12 protein-coding genes are annotated in these 11076 nt (G+C 43.1%); 2 read left to right on the top strand and 10 right to left on the bottom strand.

Annotation, left to right across the window (positions count from 1 at the left end):
- Position 1 precedes the first annotated feature (1 nt).
- The 10 genes from pncB to EV690_RS11170 all read right to left on the bottom strand — a co-directional run bounded on the left by pncB (position 2) and on the right by EV690_RS11170 (position 9727).
- Positions 2 to 1213: a nicotinate phosphoribosyltransferase gene (gene pncB, locus EV690_RS11215; protein ID WP_131913087.1), complete on the bottom strand. Its 1212-nt coding sequence runs from the start codon at positions 1211 to 1213 to the stop codon at positions 2 to 4.
- A 77-nt stretch (positions 1214 to 1290) separates the two neighbouring features.
- Complete coding sequence (locus EV690_RS11210) at positions 1291 to 1941, bottom strand: 7-cyano-7-deazaguanine/7-aminomethyl-7-deazaguanine transporter (RefSeq protein WP_131913086.1); 651 nt, start codon at positions 1939 to 1941, stop codon at positions 1291 to 1293.
- A gap of 122 nt (positions 1942 to 2063) precedes the next feature.
- Positions 2064 to 3266 carry a tetratricopeptide repeat protein gene (locus EV690_RS11205; protein WP_131913085.1) on the bottom strand — a complete coding sequence of 401 codons (1203 nt, stop codon included), beginning with the start codon at positions 3264 to 3266 and terminating at the stop codon, positions 2064 to 2066.
- Positions 3267 to 3268: 2 nt separating this feature from the next.
- Positions 3269 to 3919, bottom strand: a complete 651-nt coding sequence (locus EV690_RS11200) for an energy transducer TonB (protein WP_165872737.1) — start codon at positions 3917 to 3919, stop codon at positions 3269 to 3271.
- Position 3920: 1 nt separating this feature from the next.
- A complete protein-coding gene (locus EV690_RS11195) occupies positions 3921 to 4337 on the bottom strand; it encodes an ExbD/TolR family protein (protein ID WP_131913083.1) in 417 nt (138 codons plus the stop codon).
- Complete coding sequence (locus EV690_RS11190) at positions 4334 to 4843, bottom strand: MotA/TolQ/ExbB proton channel family protein (protein WP_131913082.1); 510 nt, start codon at positions 4841 to 4843, stop codon at positions 4334 to 4336. Before EV690_RS11190 ends, EV690_RS11195 begins: the two co-directional genes overlap by 4 nt.
- Positions 4830 to 6143 (bottom strand): MotA/TolQ/ExbB proton channel family protein, encoded by a 1314-nt coding sequence (locus tag EV690_RS11185; RefSeq protein WP_131913081.1) that lies wholly within the window; start codon positions 6141 to 6143, stop codon positions 4830 to 4832. Before EV690_RS11185 ends, EV690_RS11190 begins: the two co-directional genes overlap by 14 nt.
- On the bottom strand, positions 6140 to 6874 hold the full coding sequence (locus EV690_RS11180) for a DUF3450 domain-containing protein (protein ID WP_165872736.1): 735 nt from the start codon (positions 6872 to 6874) through the stop codon (positions 6140 to 6142). The genes EV690_RS11185 and EV690_RS11180 overlap by 4 nt, the downstream gene beginning before the upstream one ends.
- Before the next feature lie 317 nt (positions 6875 to 7191).
- The gene (xthA, locus tag EV690_RS11175; protein WP_131913079.1) at positions 7192 to 8001 is read right to left on the bottom strand and encodes an exodeoxyribonuclease III; all 810 of its coding nucleotides are present in this window, start codon (positions 7999 to 8001) and stop codon (positions 7192 to 7194) included.
- A gap of 79 nt (positions 8002 to 8080) precedes the next feature.
- The gene (locus tag EV690_RS11170; RefSeq protein ID WP_131913078.1) at positions 8081 to 9727 is read right to left on the bottom strand and encodes a response regulator; all 1647 of its coding nucleotides are present in this window, start codon (positions 9725 to 9727) and stop codon (positions 8081 to 8083) included.
- A 264-nt stretch (positions 9728 to 9991) separates the two neighbouring features.
- Between EV690_RS11170 and EV690_RS11165 the strand changes: the two genes are divergently transcribed.
- Both EV690_RS11165 and EV690_RS11160 read left to right on the top strand, forming a co-directional pair.
- Positions 9992 to 10579 carry a FlgO family outer membrane protein gene (locus EV690_RS11165; RefSeq protein ID WP_131913077.1) on the top strand — a complete coding sequence of 196 codons (588 nt, stop codon included), beginning with the start codon at positions 9992 to 9994 and terminating at the stop codon, positions 10577 to 10579.
- Positions 10560 to 11072 (top strand): LPP20 family lipoprotein, encoded by a 513-nt coding sequence (locus tag EV690_RS11160; RefSeq protein WP_224055003.1) that lies wholly within the window; start codon positions 10560 to 10562, stop codon positions 11070 to 11072. Before EV690_RS11165 ends, EV690_RS11160 begins: the two co-directional genes overlap by 20 nt.
- Positions 11073 to 11076: the final 4 nt, after the last annotated feature.

The raw sequence follows: 11076 nt of genomic DNA, 5'->3' as shown, positions 1-11076 counted from the left end.
ATCAGGCCCAGGTGACCCTATAAACTTTTTTTAGATAATCGACAAATTGTTCGTCTTCGCAAAGATTTTTCCCTGGGGCATCGGAAATCTTGGCAACTGGGCGACCATTTACATGAACGAGTTTCATCACAATATTGAGCGGTTTTACGTCAGCTAGATCACAAGATAGATAAGTTCCAATACCAAATGAGACTTTGATTCTACCTTCGAAATAGCGGTAAATAGAGACCATTTGTTGGAAATTCAGACCATCACTAAAGACTAATGTTTTTGTCATCGGGTCGATATTTAGCGCTTCATACATTTTTATCGCCTTATCCCCAAACATTTTCGGATCGCCAGAGTCATGGCGCAAACCGTCAAATAATTTGGCAAAGTACAAGTCAAAATCACGTACAAATGCATCCATGCCAATCACATCAGTTAACGCACAGCCCAATCGCCCCCGAAATTCTTTAACCCAACATTCTAGCGTATGTTTTTGCGAATTAGCCAGTTGTACGCCAATTTGCTGAGATAGCATAAAGATCTCATGAGCCATGGTGCCGATCGGAGTTAAGCCCATTTCTTTGGCGTAATACATATTCGATGTTCCCGTGAAAATACCGGGTAATAGCTTTTTGAACTGGTTAATCATATGCTGCTGGGTTGTTGCACTAAATCGCCGGCGAGTCCCAAAATCAGCAAAGGTCAGATTTTTCATTTTATGCTGATCGATTTGTGATTTGAGCCAGTCAGTTTTTGCTAACAAGGTGCTATCGACATCATCGATGGTTTTTTCTGGGTGATTATTGCGATGATAGACTTCTGAGATGGTCGACAAAACCGGCATTTCAAAGTGGTTAATGTGCATTAACGGTCCGCGAGCACGAATAGATAACTGCCCATCTTCTTCACCAATGGTTAAAAAACGGGTCTGGTATGACCACATTCTGACCCATTCAATGAAATCTTTGGTATACCAAGGAACATTGCTCAACCATTGAATTTCGGCATCAGTAAACTGTAAGCCATTTAGATTTTCGAGCTCTTGTTCGATCTCTTCACGATAAGGACGAAGATCGACATCACTGCGAACAACGAGTTTGTATTCGGCATCTTCAACATATGGATACTGGTGCATAAAGCATTGCCACATGTTCATTTTGTAAAAATCGTTGTCTAGTGCTGAAAAATTTAAATGGTCACGAAAAAGCTGTGTAGGTGACGACATAACTGTTCCTCTGTTGGCTTGAGCCAACTTAAATAAGCGGTTCTTCTATCTCTAACGGTAGATCAATATTAGCGTGATCAATTTGCAATTGAAGTTACCCCAAAGCGTTGCCCAATTCGGGAAATCATGGCTAACAATACACCATATAATGGTAAAAACAGGATGATATTAATCACTAGTTTCATTATGTAATCAACCTCAGCAATACTAACCCAATGGGTTGCCATAAACGTATTATGACTGGCATAAAAGGCGACACTAAAAAAGATAAATGTATCGGCAAGATTACCAATAATTGCGGAGCCTGCCGGTGCAGCCCACCACTGACGGAGTTTTCGCAATTGTCTGAAGACCATGATATCAAGAAGTTGTCCTGCAAGGTAAGCAGAAAAACTTGCTAAGGCGATTCGAGCAGCGATTTGGTTAAAGTGAGCAAAACTTAACAAGCCTTGCCAATGTCCACTGTCAAAACCTGTTGTAATCAAATAAGAAATGATTAACGCTGGGAACATGGCTTGCGCCACAATCGTTCGGGCCAATTTGTAACCGTAAAATCGAACGGTCAAATCACTAACAATGAAAATAAATGGAAAGCAAAATGCCGACCATGTGCTCTGCCATCGAAATAATGTTACTGGATGTTGGACCAGATAGTTACTGAGTGTGATTAAAACAATGTGAGTCAGAGTGAGGTAACAGCGTAATTGTTTTTCTTTAGGGTCAGTCATAAGTGTCCTTTTTGTACAACCTGGGGTGAGGGAACCCAGTTTGCCGCGCAGGATAACGCTTAGAGCGTGATTGTCAACATTAGTTAATGCTCACCTGCGCAGTTAAGGTTGTTTCAGCAGTGTTAGGTATTCAGTTGCTGAATATAGCTAAGCCATGCGTGGGCTTGATCAGAGACTTGCGGATGGTGCGTTAAAGGTTCAAACAGCTTTTTGGCTAAATTGAATTTTTTTATCTGACAAGCCGCAATTGCTGCATCGAGTTGCAACTGTGCTGAATCAGCATGATAACGTTTTGCTTGTTGCTGAAGCTTAATCACCTGCTGCCATTGATGCGTGACTAACAGTGTGGATAGATAGTTTTGATAATGCTCTTTGGATGGAAAGCGCGCTGCTAACTCTTTTAGTGGTGCTAACGCTTGTTTATATTGGCGTGCTTGATTAAGCAAATCTGCCCATTGCTGAAGATTATCTTTGGTTCGTTTAAGTTTCTTCTTAGCAAAACCATCTTCCATTACTTGTGCTGCCAGATATGGAATATGCTGTGATGCGGCTAATTGCATCAGTAACTGGTAATGCTCTGAGCGGCTAAATAAGTTGTTCTGCCAAGCCATGCGCATACTAGCAAGTGCTTGCTTAGGGTGCTTGGCTCTGAGCTCTAAACTGGCCAGTTGCTGCCATTGATTGATTTGGTTAGGCGATCGCATGACAACGACACGCTGCCAATCTTGCGCAATCGTCCAGTTTTTTAGGTGAATAGCTATCGCAATCCCCAGTTGGTACCAGTTGGTGGAGGCCGAAGGCTTCATTTGTAACGCAGTCTTGAGCGCATGTAGCCCTTTATTCCAACTATTAAGCTCATAATAGCCGTAACTTAACAGATAGTAATGGTTGGCTTGATGTTCTTTCGCGGGGGTTATCTTAAGCCAAGAGTTGAGCGAGTTAACCCCGAGCTGCCACTTTTTAAGATTAAGTTGTAACTGAGCAATCGTTAGTAGTAGAGACTGACTCTGTTGCTGAGCAAGCTGGTGACTATGGTAAGCATGACTAAACGCTTTCAGTGCCTGTTTATTTTCGTTTAAAGCCAAGGCACTACGCCCTAAAACTAGTTGTGCTAAAGCTTTGCTATAACGACGTTGGGAACTGTTCCCCAGGTCGGCTAAAAATTTAACCATCTGTGTTTTGGCTTGCTGAGGTTGGCCATCGCTCAGCAACGTTTGGGCTGAATTAATTTGATTGTAGTCGTATTGCGGTATTTGGCCGCACAGTGCCTGTAGGGGCCATAAAAAGAGCAATACTAGAAGATTTAAACACAATGATCGCTTCATAGTCATCTATCCCCCAGTGAAAACCGGATGGTTTGTTCAGCACGAAAGGTGATCGCTTTGCCATTGCGTTTTTTCGGTTGCAGTTTCCAACCATAAATGGCTTCTTTAACGGCATTGTCAAAAATATGTTTCGGGTTGGCTTTCACGATTTGTATGCTACCGGGTTTCACATGGCCATCACGCTGCACTATAAATTGCACGGTCACGCTGCCTTCAATGCTTCGTCGGAGTGCGCGTTGTGGATATCGGGGCGGAATACGAGCCAAAATAACTGGGTTTGAATCGACCCCCATTTTAACTTGCACACCGTTAAGAGTGCCAATCTGTGCATTGATCTTGATATTGGTTTGGATATCCGCATTTGGCGTTGGTATATCCAATGCCAGCGCCTGAGCCGTGGGGGCCGCATCCGGTTTACCAGTGGTAGGTGTCGGGACCATCGGCATCTTGGCCATTTTCGGCGGTTGTGGAGGGCTCTTGCGGCGTTGCCGAGTTTGCAGTGACTCATGGTTGATTTGTGTCAGCGTTAGATGCACCTGCTCACTGTGTTCATAGTGAGCCTGTTTATTGACACCAATGAGTTTGCCGAGCAAAAAGAAAAAGATAGCTGCAAAGATCAATCCCAGTGGTGTAATGATAAAAAATTTGCGCATGTTAATTGACTGAGCTTTTCTGTGTTGCCACTCGGTATGGAATACCTGCTTGGCGAAGGACATCAATCACTTTAATCAACTCTCCAGTCGTTGAGCGTTTATCCGCTTCAATAATCACGGCTAATCTTGGTTGCGTTGCTTTAATCTGGTTCAGTGATGATGACAATAACCGAATGTCAATGCGTTGATGGTTTAACCAAATCTGGCCTGATTCGCTGATACCCACCAGTTGTGCCGTCTGATTTTGTTTGCTTCCCGTTGACGCGACTGGGCGCTCAACTTTAACGCCCGACTCTTGTACAAATGACGTCGAGACAATAAAAAAGATCAACATAATGAAAACAATATCGAGCATCGGAGTTAGGTCGATTTGAGCTTCTTCCGTGTCATTTTGGTGAAATAAACGATTACGTCTCATAAATATTCATCTGCTCCAGTTTGCTGGCTTAGTGCGATGCGCTCGTGTGTACTCCAGCGTTGCAAATGGGTATAAAAAATCAAACCAAAAACGGCAATTGCCATGCCAGCCATAGTCGGTAGGGTAGCTTTAGCGATTCCTGATGCCATGAGCTGTGGATTAGCGCCCTGATTGAGTGCTAAGCCGTCAAAAACCTGAATCATCCCCGTTACTGTGCCCAATAAACCGAGTAATGGGCACAATGCGATTAAAATACGGATCAGCGGCAGATGTGATTGCAGCTTCAGGTCTAGTTGACAGTAGGCACTCAGCCAAGCGAGATTGTTTGAATGCTGCTCGATATCGAACAATGTTTGTTGTTTGAGTTTGGTAAATTCCAGCCATCGGAACCAGTAACGTTCTAGCAGCAGAATGAGCAAAATACAACACAGGCCAAGTAATGCCTGCAGGACCCAACCACCAGTTTGCAGGAAATGAATTAAGAGTGATGGTTCAGGCAGTTTCATGGTTTGACTCTTTGATTCGATCTGCCAGAAGCGCCAGTGTCTGTTGTTGTAAGATCTGTCGGATCCGTTGCGCTCGGGTACTCAGTAGATTGTGGGTAAATAGCAATGGAATCGCGACAATCAGCCCTAATACGGTGGTCATCAAGGCTTGCGAAATCCCGCTAGCCATCATTTTAGGATCACCGGTTCCAAATAGGGTAATGGCTTGGAAGGTGGCGATCATCCCAGTGACTGTTCCCAAGAGCCCTAATAACGGTGCAACCCCTGCAATTAGTTTGACCAGTGTCTGGCTCCGTTCGAGTTTCGGCAGCTCTTGACTAACAACTTCATCGATATAAATTTCTAGTGTTTCTAGCTGATGCTCTCCAGCTGGAATTCTGGATAAAATACGCCCTAATGGATTGTCTTCCCGAGGTTCCTGCTTCATTTTGAGCTGGCGCTTAACTTTCGTTTCGGTGCTCAATAACATGGCTAGTCTAAATAATGCCAGAATTAAGCTCACCAGACCTAACACAATAATGACATAACCGATAGCACCCCCTTGAGCGATGCGCTGCATCAATGTAGGCAGTTGTGATTGCAGTGCAAGCAGTTGGCCGTGGGTCGGGTCGATGAGCAGTTCACTGCTGTGGTGATTCACAAAACTCTTGGCCGATTGGGGTTGCCTGGTCATCACCATTACTGTGTCTGATTTAGGGTTCCACTGGAGGTATTGGCCCTTGCTATTGAGCAGCACAAATTCGCCTACGCGAGTCACTTCAGTGAGATGGCTTTGTCCTTGGTTGTTGACCACATCTCGTTTAAATTGACTAATTTCACCCGATGATTGAAGCTGTGTGAGTAGGTTATCTGCCAAATGAGTTAGATCCTGACTGGATGGGATCTGTTGTTTTGTTGCCCAAGCTAAACTTTTCGCGCGATCTCCAAGTTCGACACGGGTCATGGATTGGGCGAAACTTTGTTTGAATTTTTCCGCTTCGCCTCGAAGCACATCAAAAACTTTGCCAAGCTCGCCGCTGCGCTGGCGAAGCTGTTCTGAGAGCGATGTAAGCTGCTTTTCGTTATTACTAAATTGGGCGTTTAATTGCTGCTGGTGTTTCTTAGCTGCAGCTAAACGCTGACGACTCTGCTCTAGCAACTGTTGTTGCTGTTTCAGATGGGTGATAAATGCATGCTGGCGTATTTGATTGAGTTTTTGATCATGAGCGCTAATTGAATCCGCTGCTTTATCAATCGTTGCTGCATAGCTTGTTGAAAATAAGCTAAGAGTGATGAGTGTTAGGGCTGCGATATATTTCATCGTTTAGCCTCTCTAGGCATAGGCAGTTTTAATAATTGTGGAATATGCTGTTTATTGGCCATTGCAATAGCTATTGATAATTGCTTATTTTGACTTTCATTGAGAGGCTGCCATTGTTGGCTGGCAGGTTGCCAGAGTGCGCCTTTGTCGCCGTTTAATGTTTGATAATATAAAGCAGTGCGGCCTAAACGGAAGAAATTCACTTCAATGGTTTTATTCCCTTGTTTTAATTCACCTTGATAGCTGCCAATTGATTTCGCATAAGCAATTTCGACCTGATATGCGTCAAGAACTTGACGATACTTTTCTGCCAACGAGACATCTGCACGGTCGATTATCTTTTTTAGTCGCGCTAGGCGTTGCTGGCGTTCTTGCTTTAAAAACGGTTGATCATGGCTGACGAATGTTGCCAATTGTTGGTACATCGAAACTAACATGGGAAGGGCGCTTTGTTCTGTCTCATTGAGTGAGCCAAGCTGTGAGTGAATGCGCTGTTTTTCCTGTTCTTGAGAATCAATCATTTTTTGCAGTTGGCGATTATAGGCCTCAATTAGGTCGGCTTGACGCTGATTCTGCTGATAATGATTGAGCGCTTCGCGCGTTTTTTTATCCAAGTTATTTAATTTCACTTGGACGTTTGCATCTTGCTGGTGGGTTTGCACGACCTTATCTTGCGCTGTGCTCAAAGTGTCTGCGAGAACCGCTCGACTGAGCGCTGCAGCAATGATCATAAGTGTCACGCCGTAGAACGTTCTGAAGTGATTTGTCTTCATGGATTAGGCCTGTGGTTACTGCTGTGTAGATGTGAGATGCCTACAAAACACATTTGAATTTGATAATGATTCTCAATCTTAATGATATACGATAATAAATCAATCATAATGTAAATAATAATTGTTATCATTTCATGTCTTGTATAAAAGGTATACTGCAAAGATAATCTTTTGATGTAAAAGTTAATAGTGGTCGTGGGGAAAATAAGGACATCAAAGGGCAATTATAAACATTTGGGCGGCAAATCGTTGCCGCCACGAACGCTAAAGAGTGGTTAGTCAGCGAAGGTCGTCCATATTGGTGCGTGGTCAGATGGCTTTTCTATACCGCGTAACTCGTAATCGATATCACTTTCTAATGCACGCTGAGCCATGGGATGTGTTGCCAAAATCGCATCAATTCTAAGGCCTCGGTTATCGTCAAATCCTCGGGAACGATAATCAAACCAGCTAAAACGTTCTGTTTGCTCTGGATGTAGCGCGCGATAAGTATCCACAAGTCCAAATTGCAGCAATTTATCTAGCCATTCTCGCTCTTCTGGCAGAAAGCTACATTTACCTGTTTTAATCCATCGTTTGGCATTTTTTTCGCCGATGCCGATGTCCAGATCCACAGGGGAGATATTGATATCACCCACGATCAGAATGTTATCATCTGCTGAGTGTGACTCATCAAGATAACGTGTTAAATCGGCATAAAAACGGCGTTTGGCTGGGAATTTAGTTGCATGTTCGCGGTTCTCTCCCTGAGGAAAATAACCATTAAAAATTTTCACGCTTTGACCATTGGCATCGGCAATGGTGGTAATAATCATCCGTCGCTGAGCATCTTCTTCATCCCACGGCAGTCCTTTTTCAACGGCTAAAGCGGGCTGTTTGGTCATTGTCGCAACGCCGTGATGCGCTTTTTGACCATGAAAGTAAACATGATATCCAAGAGCTTCAACTGCTTCGATGGGGAAAGCATCATCGTGAACTTTTATTTCTTGCAGAGCAATTGCATCTGGCTGGTGTTTTTCAATTAATGCACTTAATTGATGTAGGCGGGCTCGCAGTCCATTGATATTAAAAGAAACTATTTTCATATTTAGGTTCGCTGGCAAATTGATTACATGATAGTAACAAAATATCTAAAATGGCGGAATCGTTTACCTGGGAGTGATGTTAACTTCGCACAATAATTTCAAATTCGTCTTTGAGTGTTTGCAAGCGCTTTGTATGGGTAGGACTTAAAGGAATTCCCTCAAGGGACTGTAGGCTAATTTTACACTCTTCAAACTCATGAATGCTTCTTTGATTCGAAGTCGCCAGATGTTTTAGTATTGATTGAATACGATTCAAAATAACGCCAGTATTACCTGGTGCCAGCCGCAACGCTTTGGCAAATAGCTGATAAGCCTGTTGATAGTCGCCACAATTGTGTGCCTCAATACCGCGTTGATTGAGCTCTTTAAAAGTGATGATCTTGCTGGAAAATTCCTCTGACTGATATACGTTATTAGCGATCTTATAAGCCAATGGATCGAGATCATTTTGGCGTGATTTGAGCTCCTCGATCATTGGCATTGCATATTCATATTCCCCTACATTATGTAAGGTTAAAAAAGTGTCCGTTAAAAGAACATTAGGGACTTGTGCAGGCTTTTGAATGTAATTTTGGTTACTAGAAAATAAGACTCGCTTGGCCTGGCGGATCTCTCCTTTGGTGGCAAGCACTCGAGCCTGACTTAAACCTTCAAAGGCATTAAAATCAAATTCCTTATTCTGACCTTCTTCGTGCCGAGCCTTAAATAAAACATTGCCAACTTCTTGAAGTAGACGGTTTTTCCGATAGAGATCATCCTCATGCTGTGCTTCATCGATTAGGCTTCGAATAAAATTACATAAATGTTCTGGACCGCGGTGTACTGAGTAGCGTGCTAATTTGAGGATCTGACCAAATGCTTCTTTGGCTAATCTAAAATTACCACTTTCCAGTGCTAGCTCAGCCATAATTTGCTGGCGGCTGATTGATAGGGGACACAGTTCATTGGCTCTGTGAATGGCTTTTAAAGCATTATCGACTTCACCATTATCCCAGAACGCTAAAGACAGACTGTCATAGGCACTTAACGTAAATGGATTATGGAGAATGACTTCGGTTGAAAGCTCAATGGCTCGTTGGTGATTGCCGAGTAGGTATTCAACCCTTGCCAGAACCGCTTTGGTGCGGGTTTGTTTGGTTTTCGCTAATTGGGAAAGTAATAATTCTCGGGCCTGCTGGTATTTTTTCAGATGGAGCATTGCTTCAATGCCGAGGCTTTGACAGATTCCTTTATAACGGCTGTTTTGAGTGATGAACTGCTGGCAGATATCGATTGCGCGTTGGTACTGTTGCTCGGCAAAAGCGATATAAACCGGTAATAATGCTTCACGTTTTAAGGCTGCTCGTTTGATACGTTGATTGAGTTGATTTTGGGAAAATGGTTTGGTAATGAAATCATCCGGCTCAACTTCTAATGCATTCAGGACCAATGCTTTGTGATTTTCTCCCGTAATAATAAAACACAATGTGGAAGGTAAAATCATATGCGTTGCCCGTAGCTCTTCTAGTAGCTGGGCGCCATTTTGTCCTGCACCTAAGTTGTAATCGACCAATAGCAGATCATAGGCCGTTTTTTTACAAAAACTTAAAGCCTGTTCGGCGGTATGAGCAAAATGAATCTGATTTGCGCCAAAGTTTTGGAGCATCGATTTGAGCATGATCTGAAAAGCTCGCTGATCATCAACGATTAATATTTTCCGATTGTTATAGCTAAATTCGACACTCATATAGTTACTTCAGACATGTTAACTCATTTGATATTAACACACTTTTAGAACTGGATAATAATCAACCATTACGTGAAAAGATGGGCTTGATTATACATGGTTGCATTTTCTTGACCCGCCTTGTTGATGAATGACTTAAGAGTTTGAGATTTTTTGTTCAGCTTGGTGTTGTTTGAGATGTACGCCATTTATTGGTCACATACATCATGAAATAAATTGGAATAATAATTGCTAGTAAGAGCTCATCATGGCAAGGAGTCAAAGATGCGTTACTGGCTTATAATTGTACTGATCGTCTTGCTCTCTGGATGCGATATGGTAACCACTCATCGGATTGAGTATCCATATGTACCGCCTAAAGAGAGCAAAGATAATCAACTTTACAGTGTTATTTTACGCTTAACAGATCGGCTGCTGGATCAAATGCCGAGAATGCGGGCTAACCAAACATTAGCTATTAGTAGCATTGTGAACTTAAATCAGTTGGATAAAACTGATGGATTTGGACGACAGCTAGCTGAATCGATGTATTCAGCGTTTGATTCACGAGGTGTTCCTTTGGTTGAACCCCGTTTAACGGGGCATTTAACCATGGTGCCAACGTCTGGCGAATTTGCGTTAAGCCGTAACTCGGCTGATTTGGTTAAGAAAATGAATATTACTTATATGCTGGTGGGAAGTTATCAGCCAAGCCGTTCAGGTTTACACGTGAATGTACGGATCATTCGCTTATCTGATCGTGCGGTGGTTAGCGCCGCATATGAATTTTTTCCGGCTGATATAGCCCCGCTTGTGCCTGCAGTTCGAGAAGTCAATGGAGGATTGGTTCGCGATGATATTCGCCAGCAATAATAAATGGTATCTGTATTTGTTAGTCGTGTTAATGATCCCCGGGTTCACAGGCTGTAGCGCTATCAAGGATCTTAAATTACCGACATTACATCGTCAGGACACAATTAAGAAAAACCCACCTAAGTCTTTTGCTGTGATTCGAGCGGTTGGTTATGCTCCAATCAATGAGCAGATGGGGGCCACTGAACAGGTCAAAGAGTTACAGGCGATGAGAGCTTCGAAACTGGATGCTTATCGGGAGTTGTCTGAGCGAGTTTATGGGCAGAAAGTTGCGAGTAATGTCACTGTCAAAGACATGATTTTAGGCAATCAATCGTTGGAGGCATCGGTGTACGGTGTGATTCGGGGAGCAAGGGTATTGAAATCTTATCGGGTCAAAAATACTTATGTCACCGAGATGGAACTTGATTTTCGCGAAGTATATCGCGTTGCAATGTCGATGCAGCCGACGATTGACGCTGACACCAGTTACCTAGGTTCGAGTGAACCTTAAAGCA

Source organism: Celerinatantimonas diazotrophica, from assembly GCF_004339545.1.
GTDB classification, from domain to species: Bacteria; Pseudomonadota; Gammaproteobacteria; order Enterobacterales; family Celerinatantimonadaceae; genus Celerinatantimonas; species Celerinatantimonas diazotrophica.
Note: the sequence above shows the minus strand (reverse complement) of the source record. Positions and strands in the feature narration are given on the sequence as shown.

Bases quoted from the DNA above. Each gene is read 5' to 3' on its own strand.
- EV690_RS11195 (WP_131913083.1), bottom strand. From the start codon at position 4,337: ATGAGACGTAATCGTTTATTTCACCAAAATGACACGGAAGAAGCTCAA.
- EV690_RS11180 (WP_165872736.1), bottom strand. From the start codon at position 6,874: ATGATCATTGCTGCAGCGCTCAGTCGAGCGGTTCTCGCAGACACTTTG.
- EV690_RS11185 (WP_131913081.1), bottom strand. From the start codon at position 6,143: ATGAAATATATCGCAGCCCTAACACTCATCACTCTTAGCTTATTTTCA.
- EV690_RS11160 (WP_224055003.1), top strand. From the start codon at position 10,560: ATGATATTCGCCAGCAATAATAAATGGTATCTGTATTTGTTAGTCGTG.
- EV690_RS11200 (WP_165872737.1), bottom strand. From the start codon at position 3,919: ATGCGCAAATTTTTTATCATTACACCACTGGGATTGATCTTTGCAGCT.
- xthA (WP_131913079.1), bottom strand. From the start codon at position 8,001: ATGAAAATAGTTTCTTTTAATATCAATGGACTGCGAGCCCGCCTACAT.
- EV690_RS11170 (WP_131913078.1), bottom strand. From the start codon at position 9,727: ATGAGTGTCGAATTTAGCTATAACAATCGGAAAATATTAATCGTTGAT.
- EV690_RS11190 (WP_131913082.1), bottom strand. From the start codon at position 4,843: ATGAAACTGCCTGAACCATCACTCTTAATTCATTTCCTGCAAACTGGT.
- EV690_RS11205 (WP_131913085.1), bottom strand. From the start codon at position 3,266: ATGAAGCGATCATTGTGTTTAAATCTTCTAGTATTGCTCTTTTTATGG.
- EV690_RS11165 (WP_131913077.1), top strand. From the start codon at position 9,992: ATGCGTTACTGGCTTATAATTGTACTGATCGTCTTGCTCTCTGGATGC.
- EV690_RS11210 (WP_131913086.1), bottom strand. From the start codon at position 1,941: ATGACTGACCCTAAAGAAAAACAATTACGCTGTTACCTCACTCTGACT.
- pncB (WP_131913087.1), bottom strand. From the start codon at position 1,213: ATGTCGTCACCTACACAGCTTTTTCGTGACCATTTAAATTTTTCAGCA.